Annotated in this window: 13 protein-coding genes; 6 read left to right on the forward strand and 7 right to left on the reverse strand. The window is 61.7% G+C overall.

The annotated features are described in order from the left end of the window. Nucleotides 1-19 precede the first annotated feature (19 nt). The 4 genes from VB672_RS15280 to VB672_RS15295 form a co-directional block, all read right to left on the reverse strand. Nucleotides 20-481, reverse strand: coding sequence for a hypothetical protein (locus VB672_RS15280; protein WP_329785053.1), 462 nt, complete (start codon nt 479-481; stop codon nt 20-22). Nucleotides 482-696: 215 nt separating this feature from the next. After that, entirely contained in the window at nt 697-2241 is a 1545-nt protein-coding gene (locus tag VB672_RS15285) for a SpoVR family protein (RefSeq protein ID WP_329785054.1), read from the reverse strand. Beyond that, nucleotides 2238-3542 carry a YeaH/YhbH family protein gene (locus tag VB672_RS15290; RefSeq protein WP_329785055.1) on the reverse strand — a complete coding sequence of 435 codons (1305 nt, stop codon included), beginning with the start codon at nt 3540-3542 and terminating at the stop codon, nt 2238-2240. The genes VB672_RS15285 and VB672_RS15290 overlap by 4 nt, the downstream gene beginning before the upstream one ends. 29 nt (nt 3543-3571) lie before the next feature. Next, complete coding sequence (locus VB672_RS15295; RefSeq protein WP_329785056.1) at nt 3572-5518, reverse strand: PrkA family serine protein kinase; 1947 nt, start codon at nt 5516-5518, stop codon at nt 3572-3574. Nucleotides 5519-6096: 578 nt separating this feature from the next. On the opposite strand from VB672_RS15295, the gene VB672_RS15300 reads away from it, so the two are divergent. From VB672_RS15300 to VB672_RS15310, 3 genes are all read left to right on the forward strand, one after another. Next, on the forward strand, nt 6097-7164 hold the full coding sequence (locus VB672_RS15300; RefSeq protein WP_329785057.1) for an NAD(P)-dependent alcohol dehydrogenase: 1068 nt from the start codon (nt 6097-6099) through the stop codon (nt 7162-7164). A 20-nt stretch (nt 7165-7184) separates the two neighbouring features. Then, nucleotides 7185-8927 (forward strand): hypothetical protein, encoded by a 1743-nt coding sequence (locus VB672_RS15305; RefSeq protein WP_329785058.1) that lies wholly within the window; start codon nt 7185-7187, stop codon nt 8925-8927. 109 nt (nt 8928-9036) lie between these two features. Beyond that, nucleotides 9037-9897: a YihY/virulence factor BrkB family protein gene (locus tag VB672_RS15310; RefSeq protein WP_329785059.1), complete on the forward strand. Its 861-nt coding sequence runs from the start codon at nt 9037-9039 to the stop codon at nt 9895-9897. A gap of 56 nt (nt 9898-9953) precedes the next feature. Here the strand turns inward: VB672_RS15310 and VB672_RS15315 are convergent, their stop codons facing one another. After that, nucleotides 9954-11669, reverse strand: coding sequence for a catalase (locus VB672_RS15315; protein WP_329785060.1), 1716 nt, complete (start codon nt 11667-11669; stop codon nt 9954-9956). Nucleotides 11670-11967: 298 nt separating this feature from the next. After that, on the reverse strand, nt 11968-12267 hold the full coding sequence (locus VB672_RS15320) for an HlyU family transcriptional regulator (protein ID WP_329785061.1): 300 nt from the start codon (nt 12265-12267) through the stop codon (nt 11968-11970). 191 nt (nt 12268-12458) lie between these two features. Between VB672_RS15320 and VB672_RS15325 the strand changes: the two genes are divergently transcribed. From VB672_RS15325 to VB672_RS15335, 3 genes are read left to right on the forward strand one after another with little or no spacing between them, the layout of a single operon-like run. After that, nucleotides 12459-12812 (forward strand): DUF6152 family protein, encoded by a 354-nt coding sequence (locus VB672_RS15325; RefSeq protein ID WP_329785062.1) that lies wholly within the window; start codon nt 12459-12461, stop codon nt 12810-12812. Between the two features lie 6 nt (nt 12813-12818). Beyond that, nucleotides 12819-13286 carry a hypothetical protein gene (locus VB672_RS15330; protein WP_329785063.1) on the forward strand — a complete coding sequence of 156 codons (468 nt, stop codon included), beginning with the start codon at nt 12819-12821 and terminating at the stop codon, nt 13284-13286. Between the two features lie 54 nt (nt 13287-13340). Beyond that, complete coding sequence (locus tag VB672_RS15335) at nt 13341-14180, forward strand: lytic transglycosylase domain-containing protein (protein WP_329785064.1); 840 nt, start codon at nt 13341-13343, stop codon at nt 14178-14180. Between the two features lie 58 nt (nt 14181-14238). Here the strand turns inward: VB672_RS15335 and VB672_RS15340 are convergent, their stop codons facing one another. Continuing rightward, nucleotides 14239-15027, reverse strand: coding sequence for a hypothetical protein (locus VB672_RS15340; protein WP_329785065.1), 789 nt, complete (start codon nt 15025-15027; stop codon nt 14239-14241). Nucleotides 15028-15389: the final 362 nt, after the last annotated feature.

Here is a 15389-nt window from a genome sequence, read left to right on the forward strand (position 1 = left end):
TCGGTGCCGCAGCTTTCCTTCAGCTCAGCAGGTAGAACACCGCAGGCGCAGCCGTAAGCAGCCCGGCCGTCGTGAGCAGCATGAGCCGATGATCGGGGTTCGCAATGCGATGGACCTTCCGCGCCGTGGTGCCCGCTTCCATGCTCCAGCCGTTCATGCAGGAGCAGAGAAGGCGATGGGAGGCTCCCTCGGACAGTTCGAAGAACTCCATGGCATCCCCGAGCGTGTCACCTTTCAGGCCGGCGGCCCGCAGGACCGGATCCTCGAAGGCGACCGTGATGGGGGATTCATCGGACCTCAGTTCAGGCCGCTTGTCCTTGGGAACGAACTCGATCTCGCCCAGGGACCTCAAGCGCCGCTTCGGCTGGCGCTCCAATACTTCGGCCCAACGCTCGAGGCGTTCGCGCCGTGACAGGAAACCTTGGCTCAACTCATGCACTTCAGCGACGCTACGCAGCTTCTCTACAGGCTTGTGTTCCATAGGTATTCTCCTGCAAGGGAGCCGACCCTCGAAACCAGGGCCGAGCCCAGGAGATCCTATGATCGCGTGAGTCCCTGGCTTTTTTGCGTCAAACGGGCGCAACGTGCGGAAAAGTCGTCCCGTTTGTCTGCCCGAACGATGCGCTCGTCGAGCAAGAGGGAGCGTCAGATCGATCACAAAAGTGGCATCCACTTTCGGGTCCGATGTTCCAGCCTTCAAAAGAGCGTTTCGTGCGGGTGAGCCACGTGTTCCTGGAAGATCGCTCCCGTAGAGGGCTCTACTTCCTTCAGCACGACGGCATAGCCCCAGAGATTGGCCACCATCTGGAGAACTCGCTGGGCGTCGTCCTTGTGCAGCAGGGTCCGATTGAGGACGTGATGGTGCAGGATCAGACGCCGGTCTCCAGCGAGGTCCACGTCGATCACCTGGATGTCGGGATCGCTCCAGCCGACATCGTAGTGGCGCGACAGGGAGCGCCGCAGACGCCGGTAACCCCGTTCGTCATGGATCGCCTCGATCATGAGCTCCGGCCGGTCCGGATCATCGACGAGATGGAACATGCGCCATTGCCGGATCAGGTGCGGGCTCAGGAACTGTGAGATGAAGCTTTCGTCGCGGTAGTTCGCCCACACGTCGCGCAGCACCGCCATGGCATCGCCGCTGCCGGCGATGTCGGGGAACCACTCCCGGTCCTCCGCGGTCGGATTCGTGCAGATGCGCTCGATGTCCTGCATCATGCCGAAGCCGAGCGCATAGGGATTGATGCCACCGTAATGCGGGTCGTCGAATTCGGGCTGGCGGGTCACGTTCGTGTGAGACTGCAGGAATTCGAGGAAAGACCCGTCGCTGATCTGCCCCGTCTCGTGCAGGCGGGTCATTATACGATAATGGCAGTAGGTGGCGCAGCCCTCGTTCATCACCTTGGTCTGGCGCTGGGGATAGAAGTACTGCGCGATCTGGCGCACGATGCGCAGGATCTCGCGCTGCCAGAGCTGCAGGCGCGGCGCCGACTTTTCGAGGAAGTACAGGATGTTCTCCTGCGGCAGCTCGAGAAGGGCGCGCCGACGCTCCTCGCTCAGCTGCGGCTTTGCGGCCGCGCCCTTGGTCGGCACCGTCCGCCACAGATCGTTGAAGGTCTGCTCAAGATGAAGCTGGCGCTCGCGTTCCCGGCGTTCCTCCGAGCGCAGGTCAGGCCGCTTCTTGCGCGGGTAGCGGTGGACGCCGTGGGACATGAGGGCATGAGCTGCGTCGAGAACCCGCTCCACGGCCGCATGCCCGTAACGCTCCTCGCAGCGCGTGATGTAGCCCTTGGCGAATTCGAGATAATCGAGAATTCCGTCCGCGTCCGTCCATTCCTTGAACAGGTAGTTGTTCTTGAAGAAATGGTTGTGGCCGAAGGCTGCGTGAGCGATTACGAGGGTCTGCATCGTCGCCGAGTTCTCCTCCATGATATAGGAGATGCACGGGTTCGAGTTGATGACGATCTCATAGGCCAGTCCCATGAGCCCCTGACGATAGCTCGATTCATGCAGGGCGAAGCGCTTGCCGAAGGACCAGTGCTTGTAGAACAGAGGCATGCCGATGGAGGCATAGGCATCGAGCATCTGCTCGGCGGTGATCACCTCGATCTGGTTGGGATAGACGTCGAGCCCCAGCTCACCGATACCGATGGCCTCGACAGCGTCATGGATGCGCTGGATCGTCCCGAAATCCCAATCGGCCCCATGGAAGAGCAGGCTGTCGTGCTCGATCACGCTCATGGCACCTTTGCTCCAGCTTCCGCGTCACGTCGGCGGAAGAGCTCGCGGAAGACGGGATAGATCTCGCGACGGTGGTTCACCTTGCGCATGGCGAGGTTGGCTCCTCCCTCTTGGAGCGTCTCATAGGTCTGCCACAGGGAGGTTTTGTGGTTGATGAATCCGGTCTGCATCCGGTCGCTGTCGCTGCCGACCTCGAGATAGGCATAGTACTGGCAGACCGGCAGGATTACGTCACGCAGCAGGCCGGCGCTGGTGGTGCCGTCGTTGGGCGAGTTGTCGCCGTCCGAGGCCTGGGCCGCGTAGATGTTCCACGCATCCGGAGAATAACGCTCCTCCACGATCCGCTGCATCTCCCGCAGGGCCGACGAGACCACCGTTCCGCCGGTCTCGGGGCTGTTGAAGAAGGTCTCCTCGTCCACCTCCTTGGCCTCGTGGGTGTGGCGGATGAAGACGATCTCCACGTGCTTGTAGCGACGCGTCAGGAAAATGTAGAGCAGCATGTAGAAGCGCTTCGCCAGATCCTTCATGTGCTCGGTCATGGAGCCCGACACGTCCATGAGGCAGAACATCACCGCCTGCGCCACGGGCTTGGCGACCGGCTCGAACCGGCGGTAGCGCAGGTCAATGGGATCGATATAGGGGAACCGCTTGGTGCGCAGCTGCAGCAGCTCGAGTTCCTGCCGCAGGGCGGTCAGGCGCTCGGACGCCCCTTCCTGCTCTTCGAGACGGTTGATCTCCTCCTGAAGGCGGAGCAGGTCCTCGGATTTGGGCCGCCGCATGGCGATGCGGCGGGACAGGGCGTTGCGCATTGAGCGCAGCAAAGCGAGGTTCACGGGCGAGCCGGTGACCGTATAGCCTGCCCGCCGCATACCTTGCGTTTCCACCGTGGCGACGCGCCGCTTGGCAAGATCTGGCAGTTCCAGATCGTCGAGGAACAGGTCGAGAAACTCGTCGCGCGTCAGGACGAAGCGGAAATCGTCCTCACCTTCCCCGCTGTCACCTCCGGCCGCACTGCCACCGCCGCCGGGCGGCCTGTCGATGGTGTCGCCTTCCACGAACCGCTTGTTGCCAGGAAGGATGTGATCATGCACTCCGCCCTCACCGGACCTCCGGAAGCTGGGCTCGCGAACACCATCGGCGGGGATCGAGACCTCCCCTCCCCGTTCGAGATCGGTGATGTCCCGATCGCCTGCGGTCTGGCGTACGGCCCTCTGTATCTGCGCCTTGGCACGGCGGAGAAAACGTTGGCGGTTGGCCAGACTCTTGCCCCCTGGGTTGAGGCGCCGGTCGATGATGTACATAGGAACGCCTGATCTGCCTCCGTCTTCTGTCAGCCCGCCTGCTTCACGCGCATGTACCATTCCACTAGGCGCCGCACCTGGCGCTCGGTGTAGCCACGCTCCATCATCCGCAGCACGAACTCGCCGTGCTTCTTCTCGGTCTCGCTGTCCTTCTTGGAGCCGAAGCTGATCACGGGCAGCAATTCCTCGACCTGCGAGAACATGCGGCGCTCGATGACATCGCGGATCTTCTCATAGCTCGTCCAGGACGGGTTGCGGCCATGATTGCCGGCCCGGGCGCGAAGCGAGAACTTCACCACCTCGTTGCGGAAATCCTTTGGATTGGCGATGCCGGCCGGTTTCTCGATCTTGGTCAGCTCCTGGTTGAGGAGCTCCCGGTTCAAGAGCTGACCCGTATCGGGATCCTTGAAGTCCTGATCTTCGATCCATGCATCCGCATAGGCCACGTAGCGGTCGAAAAGGTTCTGGCCGTAATCGTGATAGGACTCGAGATAGGCCTTCTGGATCTCGTGCCCGATGAAGTCCGCATAGCGCGGCGCCAACTCGGCCTTGATGAACTCCAGATAGCGCCGCTCCACATCCTGGGGCAGCTGCTCGCGCCTCAATGACTGCTCGAGCACGTACATGAGATGGACTGGATCGGCCGCCACCTCGATGGTGTCGTGGTTGAAGGTGGCGGATAGGACCTTGAAGGCGAAGCGGGTCGAAATTCCATCCATGCCCTCGTCGACGCCGGCAGAGTCCTTGTACTCCTGCAGGCTGCGCGCGCGGGGATCCACCTCGCGCAGGCTCTCACCGTCGTAGACCCGCATCTTCGAGTAAAAATTCGAGTTCTCGTGCGCCCGCAGGCGGGAGAGAACGGAGAACCGGGCCAGCATCTCCAGCGTGGCCGGAGCACAGGGCGCGCCTGCCAGTTCCGAGCTGCGGATCAGCTTCTCGTAGATCTTCTGCTCCTCCGTGACCCGCAGGCAGTAAGGCACCTTGATCACGTAGATGCGGTCGATGAAGGCCTCGTTGTTCTTGTTGGTCCGGAAGGTCTGCCACTCCGCCTCGTTGGAATGCGCCAGGATGATGCCGCTGAACGGGATCGAGCCGATATTCTCCGTGCCGACATAGTTCCCTTCCTGCGTGGCGGTGAGCAGGGGGTGCAGCATCTTGATCGGCGCCTTGAACATCTCGACGAATTCGAGGATGCCCTGATTGGCGCGGTTGAGGCCGCCAGAATAGCTGTAGGCGTCAGGATCGGCCTGGGACAGGGTCTCGAGCTTGCGGATATCGACCTTGCCGACGAGGGACGAGATATCCTGGTTGTTCTCGTCGCCGGGCTCCGTCTTGGCGATGCCAATCTGCCTCAGACGAGACGGGCTGATCTTGACCACCCGGAACTTGGAGATGTCGCCCTTGAACTCGTCGAGGCGCTTGATGGCCCAGGGGCTGAGGAGGTTGGTTAGTCGCCGTCGGGGAATGCCGTAACGCTCCTCGAGCATCGGTCCCATCTGTTCGGAGTCGAAGAGGCCGAGCGGGCTCTCGAAAACCGGGCTGATTTCGTCGCCCGCCTTCAGGACATAGATGGGATTGACCTCCATCAAGGATTTCAGGCGCTCAGCGAGGGAGGATTTGCCGCCGCCGACGGGGCCTAGCAGATAGAGGATCTGCTTGCGCTCTTCCAGGCCTTGAGCGGCGTGACGGAAGAAGCTTACGATCATCTCGATCGTCTCTTCCATACCGTAGAATTCGGAGAAAGCCGGGTAGACCCGGATCGTGCGGTTCATGAAGATGCGGCCGAGGCGTGCGTCCTTTGACGTATCGACAAGCTGGGGCTCGCCGATGGCTGCCAGGATGCGCTCTGGAGCGCTCGCATACATCATGGGATCGTTGCGGCACCCTTCCAGGTAGTCCGCCAGGGACATCTCCGCCTCGCGGCGGGTTTCATAGGTCTTCAGAAAACTCGAGAACAGGTCGTCGGAATGAAGCATGGCGCCACCGAAATCCAATCCCTCTCAGAGACAACTATTGTGCACCGCTAAGGTTGCCCAGACCATGCGATACTATGATGCGGTCAAGATGATGCGGCGTACTCCTTTTGTCGTGGCGGAGGAAAAAGCAGGTCGCGGCAGGTTCGATTCTGTTCGGGATGACCCGTGCGACCTGAAAATATGCCCGCCCTCAACAACTAGCCTCGCGGATTGCGGGCAGGACAGCAAGTTAAAGTTTGCCACAAGGACCCGAAATCCACTGTGCCGCATTGCCGCCTGCACTTCATGTGGTGGTCCGCCGCAAGCTCCCGCAAGTCGCCCATGGGCGGGCCGTCCATCAATTGACCGTGACCACCATTAAATCGCGACAGTTCTTAACCGGGGCTGAATCCGCTCTATCTTTCTTGGAGAAGCGGGTTCCAAGCCCAGCCGGCCGTTCACCCCGAACAATCGTCCTGTTCGTCGGTTGACGCGGCCCTGATCGCACCTATGGTTTGTTGCGCTTGAGTGCTCAGCAGGGTCTTTGCGTTGCGGCAGAACCTGCTTCGTCCGACAACCGACATTTCGGAGAACGCCCCGTGATCAAAGCTATTGGCTATGCCGCCCAGGATGCGACCACCCCGCTTGCCCCTTTCAGCTTCGAGCGCCGGGAGCCTCGCGAAAGCGATGTGCAGATCGAGATTCTTTATTGCGGCGTCTGCCATTCGGATCTGCACACCGCCCGCGCAGAATGGGGTGGCACTCTCTACCCCTGTGTGCCAGGCCACGAGATTGTCGGCCGTGTGACGCGCGTCGGACCGGGCGTGCAGAAATTCCGGGAGGGAGACCTCGTCGGTGTCGGCTGCATGGTCGATTCCTGCCGCAGCTGCCGCAGCTGCCGAGAGGGCCTGGAACAGTACTGCGAGGTTGGCTTTACCGGCACCTATAACGGGCCCGAGCAGGGCACGGGCGCCAACACCTATGGTGGCTATTCCAACACCGTCGTGGTCGATGAGAGCTTCGTCCTGAAGGTACCGGACGGCATGGATCTGGCTGCCGCAGCCCCTCTTCTGTGTGCCGGGATTACTACATACTCTCCCCTGCGCCGCTGGCGTGTGCAGCCCGGACACAAGGTGGGTGTCGTCGGCCTCGGCGGCTTGGGCCACATGGCCGTCAAGCTCGCGCGGGCCATGGGCGCGCATGTGGTGCTGTTCACCACCTCGCCCAACAAGCGCGAGGACGCGCTCGCGCTCGGCGCCCACGAGGTGGTCGTGTCGCGGGATTCAGAGGCCATGAAGGCGCACGTGAACAGCTTCGATTTCATCCTCGACACCGTCGCAGCCCCGCATGACCTCGACGCTTATCTCGTGCTTCTCGCCCGAGACGGCGCCATGGTGCTGGTGGGCGCTCCGGCCGAGCCGCACCCGGCCACGACGGTGTTCAACCTGATCATGAAACGGCGCCAGCTCGCCGGCTCCCTGATCGGCGGCATCGCCGAGACGCAGGAAATGCTCGATTTCTGCGCACAGCACGGCATCACCGCCGAGATCGAAATGATCCCGATCCAGAAGATCAACGAGGCCTACGAGCGGATGCTCAAGAGCGACGTCAAATACCGCTTTGTCATCGACATGGCGTCGCTGAAGCAGGAGGCGGCCGCGGCTTAAGCCCGGATCGGCTCCGTCCGATGCTGGTTTATGGGGATGTCGAGACATCGGAGACGGTGGCGGCAAGGCAAGCCGCCATCAGGGACCTCCTGTCCAAGACCCAAACCATGCCGCCCGGGATCGAGCGGCATGGCGCCCTCGTCGCGGCCTTCATCGCCACGGCTGAACTCGTACAGGGGATGATCGACGCGGAGTTTCACGACCGCGGCTGCGATCGGCTTTCCACAACCCACGAAATGGGAATGGAATGCCTCTTGATCATCGCCCACAGCGTCGCCCGCTCCTGGTGGACCGGCTTTGAAGAGAACGCCCTTTCCTCCTCCTTTTTCACAGCGCTCCTCAGCTTCGATCCAACCCGGACGATCCGCATCAAGCAGGCGGAAGGCTATGCCTTCTACGCCCTTTACCCGGAAAGCTATCTGGAAGCCGCCAGGGCCTCGGGTCTGGGCCAGGATACGCAGGTCATCGGCATCCGCAGCATCGGTACGGGCCTCAGCGCCGTCGTGGCTACCGCCCTCGGGGCGCGCGCCCCCTTCACTCTTCGCCCTACCGGCCACCCTTTCCGGCGCGAGGTGACAGCCGATCCGGCACTGGCGAGAAGGCTGGCGATGGAGCCCGGCCGCTCATTCGCCATCGTCGACGAGGGACCCGGCCTGTCCGGGAGCTCGTTCGGTGCCGTCGCCGACTGGCTGGAGGAGGCCGGCATCCCGCGTGAGCGGATCCATTTCTTTCCGAGTCATGGCGGCGCCCTCGGGCCGCAGGCCAGCCCGCATCACCAGGAGCGATGGAGCCAGGCCCCACGCCATATCCGCACCATGGACGACCTGTTGCTGCGCGGTTCGCCCGCTCATGATCTCGCAGCCTGGCTGGAAGAGTTGATCGGCCCCCTGGATGGCCCGCTCGAGGACATTTCAGGCGGGGCCTGGCGCCGACACCGCTACCGGGGCGAGGCGAGCTGGCCTCCGTCCAATCTTCAGCAGGAACGCCGGAAATTCCTGGTGCGGAGCGACGGTGCTCCGTGGCTGGTGAAGTTTGCAGGCCTCGGAGAGACGGGAGCCAGGAAGCTGCGCATGGCTCGCCGGCTGCATGAGGCAGGCTTCGCGCCGGGGGCCGCCGGCTACCGCCACGGCTTCCTCGTGCAAAGCTGGCATGAGGAAGCCCAGGGCCTTGATCAGGTCGCCTTCGATCGCGGTCGTCTGATCGACCAAATCGGAACCTATCTGGGCTTTCGCAGCCGCCACTGCCCTGAAGAGGGGCGTCAGGGCGCATCCTTGGCCGAATTGCGCCATATGGCGGTCTTCAACACCCGGCAGGCGCTGGGTGAAGACACAGGCTCGGCCCTGGAGCGAGACCTGCCACATCCGGGCTGTCTGGAGGGCAAAGTCCGCCGAGTCTGGTCCGACAACCGCATGCAGGCCTGGGAATGGCTGGTCACCGGAGAACGTCTCGTCAAGACGGACGCGCTCGACCACAGTGCAGCCCACGACCTGATCGGGTCTCAGGACATCGGCTGGGACATTGCCGGCGCTATCGTCGAGTTCGGCCTTTCGGAGGAGGAATCCGCCCGGCTTTGTACCATTGTCGAGCAGGAGGGCGGTCATCCGGTATCGTCCGAACTGCTGACTTTCCTGCTTCCCTGCTATTGCGCCTTTCAGATGGGCGCCCACCTCATGGCTGCCGCCGGACTTGGAGGCGAGGATCAGGCCCGCCTGCGCAAGGCGGCCGATCGCTACAGCCGCCGTCTGCATGGCTTGAAATCCTGAACCACGAGCCTGGATCCGAGCAGGAACAAGAGAAAGTTCCTCCCCGTTAACGGCCAAGGCATCACGTTAGCAGCGACGGACCATCCGGCCCGTCAGGATCGGTCCTTGCATGTTTTCCGACACATGGCGTCTCTTGAAAGTGGCACTCGCCGGTTGGTGGAACGACCGCGCCATGAGCCTTGGCGCGTCCATCGCCTTCTTCACCGTCTTCTCCCTGGCCCCCATGCTGCTCGCAGCCATTGCCGTTGCCGGATTGGCCTTCGGCCGGGAGGCTGCCCAGGGCGCTATCGTGGCAGAGCTCGGCGGCATGATCGGCACCAACGAGGCGTCATTCCTCGAGACGATGATCGCCAGTGCGGGAAATGTCGGCTCCGGCATCATCGGGATGAGCGTGGGAGTCGTGACGTTCATCCTTCTGGTCACCGGCGCCGTCGTCGAGCTTCAGGACAATCTGAACATCATCTGGAAGGCCAAGCCGCCCGCGAGCTACGGGTTCATGGATTTCATCCGCACGAGGCTAGTCAGCTTAGCGCTCGTGCTGGGGATTGGATTCCTGCTGCTCGTGTCCCTAGTCATCGATACCGGAGTGACGGCCCTTGGATCCTATCTCGAGGCAAACTTTTCTGGCGCAACGGTCATCCTGCGGTTCCTCAACAGCCTCGTTGCCTTTGCCGTTGCCACGCTTCTCTTTGCGATGATGTTCAAGCTCCTGCCTGCGGTTGACATTCAGTGGAGCGATGTGTGGACCGGATCCCTCGTCACGGCCCTCCTGTTCACCGTCGGCAAGTTCCTGATCGGGTACTATCTCGGCAAGAGCAATGTCGCCTCGAGCTATGGGGCGGCGGCATCCATCATCACGATCTTGCTCTGGATCTATTACTCGTCCCTCATCCTGCTCTTCGGCGCGGAGTTCACCAAAGCCTATGCGGAGAGCCGCGGCAGCCGGAAAGGCAAGGCTGCGCAAGCCTAGAAAAGAAAGCGAGCCAGTAAACGTCCTGGCTCGCTCCGGTCTTGCGCCGTTCTTGTCTACTCGGCAGCCTCCTTGGTGGCGGGTTCCGTCGGCACATTGCGCATGCCGTCCAAGACCTCTTCGGCCGAGGCCTTGTAGTTCTTCACGGAACTCGTCCACTGGCCCCAGACGGTCGAGTCGATCTTGTCGCCGTTCCTGCCTAGGTTCTGCAGGCGGCGTTTGTCCTCGTCAGTCAGGACCTGCTTCGGCAGCGGCGGAAGGTTGCGGACATCGTCGGCCGTGATGCCGAGCGTTTCGCCCACACGGGTCCCGTACTCGTCGTGCACCATCAGGAAGTGCCAGACCATCCGCTCCTGCACGTCCCGCTCGCATTGGCCCAAAAGCGTGCCCATGTTGAGGATGAGATCGTCGCGCTCCCAGTCCATCATGGTGCAGTAGCGGCCCCGGGCATGGATGTAGTCGTTGCGCCGCTCGATTACGCTGCGCGTCAGCCGCCCGCGGATCTCGGGCGAATTGTTGGGCTCTTCTCGTGGCGATTCATGTAGGCCGTTGTGGATCGACGGCTCGTAGTTCACATGCGGGTTCTGCCCCGGCGCCAGATCGCGGCGGTAGGACATCTGCCCGCCGTTCAGGTTGGTCGATACCTTGGCATTCTTGGCTTGGTTCACTGGCAGCTGGAGATAGTTCGTGCCGACGCGATAGCGCTGAGTGTCGGAATAGGAGAACGTCCGGCCCACCAGCATCTTGTCATCGGAGAAGTCGAGCCCGTCCACGAGCACGCCGGTGCCCATGGCGATCTGCTCATTCTCGTTGAAGTGATCCTCGACATTGCGGTTGAGCGTCATGACCCCCGCATGCCGTAGCGGAAAGTCCTTCTCGGGCCAGATCTTGGTGTCGTCCAGCGGATCCCAATCGAGTTCCGGATGGTCGTGGTCTTCCATGATCTGCACGTACATGTCCCATTGTGGATACTCGCCGCGCTCGATCGCCTCAAAGAGGTCCTTGGACGCCGAGCCGAGATCCTGGCCCTGCACCTTGGCCGCCTCCTCGGCCGTCAGGCTCGCCAGTCCGCAGCGCGGATGGAAGTGATACTTCACCAGCACGGTGTCGCCCTGGGCATTGACCATCTTGTAGGTGTTGACGCCAAAGCCCTCCATGTGCCGGTAGCTCGCCGGGATGCCGCGCGGGCTGAACAGATGGGTCAGCATGTGCATGGATTCGGGCGTCTGGCTCATGAAGTCGAAGATGCGGTTCGGCTCCTGGCGGAAGGTGACGGGATCCGGCTTCAGGGAATGAATGACATCTGGAAACTTGATGGCATCTCGTATGAAGAAAACTGCCAGGTTGTTGCCAACGAGATCCCAATTGCCGTCCTCGGTATAGAACTTCACCGCAAAGCCGCGCGGGTCACGGGCGACCTCCGAGGAATCGCGGCCGCCGATCACGGTCGAAAAGCGGATCGCCAGAGGCGTCTTCTTGCCGGGGGTCTGGAACAGCTTGGCGCGGGTATATTTCGAGGCGGGCTCGTCGCCGATCTTGCCGGTCACCTCAAGCTCGCCGTAGCACACGAAGCCGCGGGCATGGACGACCCGCTCAGGGATACGCTCGCGGTCGAAATGGGTGATCTTCTCAAGAAACTGATAGTTCTCCAGCGTGGCCGGGCCGCGGCTGCCCACGGTGCGCTGGGACTGGTTGTTGGCGATAGGATGCCCCTGCCTGTTCGTCAGGACTTGATCGGACGCTCCCGACGGCGCGTGAGGGTTCTTGGCCATGGCGATCTCCCTTGGATGACCGGTTGATTGAGACACGCCCCCAACGAGATCGTAAGGAGTTACGGCCATCAGCACCAATCGATAATCCTAAGGCAAGTGATCAGATTATCTGATTGAAAGCTGCTCACTGAGAGGGGCGCGTTTGCGGAGGCAACATCCGGAATCCGCAATGGTTGCGCGCCTCATGCAGATGTTGCGCGGCAGCCGGTTTGAGCGGGCCCCAAGTCGCGGGATCATCCGTCTTAATCAACGTAGGTGGGCCCATGCCAAGCTTGAGAGGGACTTGGCCCCCGCTCCCTCAGCGGAAGATCCGCTCGCCCTGTTCGTCGATGATCTGCTTGCCTTTGGTGATCGCGAAAGTGGCCGCCTCGTCCTTGCTGGGATGGGTCTCGGCCCGCACGAAGCGGTGCTCCTTCATGCCTGTCTCGAAATCTTTCTCGATCACGCCGGCGGTCTGGAACCCGCCTTTGGCGGAATAGGGTGCTGGCCGGATACGAAACCCCTTGTACTCCACGGCCTCGGCTGCCGGCTCCTCTTGCTCGCCTGTACTGCCTCCACCTGCCAGCCGGTTCCAGAGGCCTTTCAAGATCGATGCCATGGCTGTCCCTGAACAAGGTTTGATTCGAGAAGCCGCAGCATAGCCGGGACGCCGCAGAGGAGCGAATCCGCTGGCCTGTCCCCATCACGATCCGATGATCAAGGCGAGCCACCCCTTCGAACGCCTTGACGCCAAGCCTCCCGCGGCCAACTCTCGTTCTCCATCTGGCTCAAAAGATGCAGGGGCCCCTTATGAAATTCCCTCTGTTCGGATTTTGTCTCTCTGCGGCAGTGCTGACCGGCGGCATTGCCTTGGCCCACCATGGCTGGGGCAGCTACGATGCGGGCCGTGTCATAACGATCGCCGGAAGTGTCGAGCAGGCCAATTGGGAGAACCCCCACGTCATGGTGCTCGTGCCTTACCAGGGTAAAAGCTGGGAGGCGGTGCTCGCGCCTCCCTTCCGCATGAGCGCACGTGGGCTGAATCCCGACATGATCAAGCCTGGAACACAGGTAAGGCTCGAAGGCTATCCTTCCACTCGGACAGCAACAGAGATGAGAGCCGAACGGATTATCGTGAGCGGCAGGACCTACGAACTGCGCTAAGCCATCATGTATCTTGATTTCCTTGCCGCCCTGGAGGGCTCGTGGCTCGGCCATGCAGGGCGACATTCCGCCTGGCTCTACACTGTCGCCAATCTGCTGCACGTCCTGGGAGCGGCCTTCGTTGTCGGCGGTATCGCGGTCTTCGACCTGAAGGTCCTGGCTGAGCGCGGAAAGCATGCATGGCAGGTCGGACGCTATGCCATTCCGCTTGCCGCCACCGGTCTGGCACTTCAGATCCCGACCGGAACCCTGCTCCTGGCAGTGGAGGCCCGCGCCCTCGGCATCAACCCTGCCTTCTACGTGAAGCTTGCTTTCATTGCTCTCGGGCTCGCCAATGTCGCGCTTTTCCATATCCAGTTCGGATCGGCCCTCCGGGTGGGCGCTTTGCCGCCGGAAGCCCGCATCTATGCAATTGTCTCTCTCTTCGCCTGGATCGTCACGCTCTTGGCAGGACGGATGATCGCCTATTTGTAGCCTGACACGTGGTTTGCATTCTTCGATCCCCAATCCTTTCAAGCGAGGTTCTTCATGCGCTTGCGGCTGGCGCTTTGTGGCATTGCCCTCTGCTGGGGCAGCGCTTGGGCGAATCCGGGAGCGCCTACGGAAACCGTCGAGCAGGCACTCTGCCGATTGATCGAGGGAGCCGCGCGCACCCAGCGGATTCCGCACGATCTGCTCACCAAGCTGATCTGGCAGGAAAGCTCGTTTCGTCCCCGCGTCGTCAGCCCGGCGGGTGCGCAGGGGATTGCCCAGTTCATGCCAGGAACGGCCCGAGAGCGGGGTTTGGCCGATCCTTTCGACCCCGAGCAGGCGATCCCCAAAGCTGCGGAGTTCATCGCCCATCTTGCGGAGCAGTTCGGCAATCTGGGCCTTGCGGCAGCGGCCTATAACGGCGGGCCCGCACGGGTGACCACTTGGCTCGCAGGCCGGGGAGAACTGCCGTCAGAAACCAGAAATTATGTCATATCGGTCACAGGCCGGTCCGCGGAGGATTGGGCCGCAGATGCGAGGGAGCGGAGGAATGCCGACAATTGGGATGGGCCGAGGCTCAGCTGCCAGCAGATCGTCGCCACGCTGCGTATCCCTGGACGCGGGGATACCATCGAAGCGCCCTTTGCACCATGGGGCGTCCAGCTTGCCGGCAACTTCTCGAAAGAAAGGGCTCTCGCCACGTTCAGGCGGACCAGCCAATCCTACGCTTCGCTCCTGAAGGATGTGCGACCGATGATCATCGGCACACGGCTGCGCTATCGCGGCACGCGCACATTCTATCGTGTCCGGGCGCCGGCCGAAACACGCCAAGCGGCTGAGCAGCTATGCCGCAACATCCGTACGGCAGGCGGCAGCTGCATCGTGCTGCCGAGTTGAAAAAGCCTGCCCCGCACGAACGGGACAGGCTTTCTTGGATCCACGACGAGCCAATCGATCAGCGACGCTGGGGCCGAAGCGAGCGGGCCAGTTCGCGGATGACATTGTCCTCGATGTTGAGGTTCAGATCGTTGTCGTCGCCAGCATCGTCATCGCCCAGATCCGCATCGACCGGAGCAGCAGGCCTGGACAGAACACCCCGTTGAGGCTGCGCCGTCCTTTCATTGGTCTGCGCAGAGGCTGCTGGCTGCGCATTGCGCTGGCCAGCCCCGGCTTCCGCCGAACCGCGCGCGGGGGCGTGCGGGGTATAGCCGCGTGGGGCCGAATACCGATTCTCAAGCGTATCGAGCAGGCTGTTGAGGGCTGCGTTCGACATCGGCACGTCGGGCGCCTGAGGAGCGCCCTCAAGAGCGATGGACCGGTTCTGATAGGCCACTTCCGTCGTCACATCCGGACCGAACCAGGACAAGGGTCGGAAATCTCGGGCTTCTTCATCGCTTTCGAACGGAACTGAAATCAGGTCCAGGGGACCTGGCGTCACAAAGCGAACGATCTGGATGTCGCGCGTGCCGACGGTGAGATGAGTCAGCAGATAATCGAGCTTGCCAGGCGTGACATCGAGAAGCGCCTCAGCGTGGGCTCGAGGAACCTCGGTGCGCTCCTCGATCGGTCCGTTGGGTCCAGAATGAAGCAGGACGAGGCTACCTTTGTCGCCCTCCACGACCACGAAGGAGCTGCGATCGGCCTGATTGGGGAAGTGGCCTTCCGTGACACGATTGCCTCCTCTCTCCTTGCGGATCAGGCGCGCAAGCGAAGAAGCAATGAGATAACGCCGGGAAGTAACCATATTAAGTTCTCTACTATTGACGGAGCGCAACTCACCGGCTCGCAGGACTTGCAGCATGCACTCGCAATAGAACGAAATTGCAAATCAATCTTCCATGCCAATGAGCATGGATTTGATCGCAACAATGTTTGCCGCTGCAGGAGTTCGAGCCTGTAAGAACAAGTCCTCTTGGAAGCCTATGATGGCGTTCCCATGGCAAAGATCAATGGATAGGGCCAAATGCCGCCTGGGTTTTGTCGATAAAGTTAATGTCAAGAAGCGTGAGTTGCTGCTGACATGATGTGATTGTGAAACAGATGCCGCTTCGCACGGCAGAATTGTCGCTCTCGCGTGTTCAGCCATTACATAAGTTCATGCTCTCA

Origin of the sequence: Microvirga sp. CF3016 (assembly GCF_036314085.1) — a bacterium.
Taxonomy (GTDB): Bacteria; Pseudomonadota; Alphaproteobacteria; order Rhizobiales; family Beijerinckiaceae; genus Microvirga.

Bases quoted from the DNA above. Each gene is read 5' to 3' on its own strand.
- VB672_RS15280 (WP_329785053.1), bottom strand. From the start codon at position 481: ATGGAACACAAGCCTGTAGAGAAGCTGCGTAGCGTCGCTGAAGTGCAT.
- VB672_RS15285 (WP_329785054.1), bottom strand. From the start codon at position 2,241: ATGAGCGTGATCGAGCACGACAGCCTGCTCTTCCATGGGGCCGATTGG.
- VB672_RS15290 (WP_329785055.1), bottom strand. From the start codon at position 3,542: ATGTACATCATCGACCGGCGCCTCAACCCAGGGGGCAAGAGTCTGGCC.
- VB672_RS15295 (WP_329785056.1), bottom strand. From the start codon at position 5,518: ATGCTTCATTCCGACGACCTGTTCTCGAGTTTTCTGAAGACCTATGAA.
- VB672_RS15305 (WP_329785058.1), top strand. From the start codon at position 7,185: ATGCTGGTTTATGGGGATGTCGAGACATCGGAGACGGTGGCGGCAAGG.
- VB672_RS15310 (WP_329785059.1), top strand. From the start codon at position 9,037: ATGTTTTCCGACACATGGCGTCTCTTGAAAGTGGCACTCGCCGGTTGG.
- VB672_RS15315 (WP_329785060.1), bottom strand. From the start codon at position 11,669: ATGGCCAAGAACCCTCACGCGCCGTCGGGAGCGTCCGATCAAGTCCTG.
- VB672_RS15320 (WP_329785061.1), bottom strand. From the start codon at position 12,267: ATGGCATCGATCTTGAAAGGCCTCTGGAACCGGCTGGCAGGTGGAGGC.
- VB672_RS15325 (WP_329785062.1), top strand. From the start codon at position 12,459: ATGAAATTCCCTCTGTTCGGATTTTGTCTCTCTGCGGCAGTGCTGACC.
- VB672_RS15330 (WP_329785063.1), top strand. From the start codon at position 12,819: ATGTATCTTGATTTCCTTGCCGCCCTGGAGGGCTCGTGGCTCGGCCAT.
- VB672_RS15335 (WP_329785064.1), top strand. From the start codon at position 13,341: ATGCGCTTGCGGCTGGCGCTTTGTGGCATTGCCCTCTGCTGGGGCAGC.
- VB672_RS15340 (WP_329785065.1), bottom strand. From the start codon at position 15,027: ATGGTTACTTCCCGGCGTTATCTCATTGCTTCTTCGCTTGCGCGCCTG.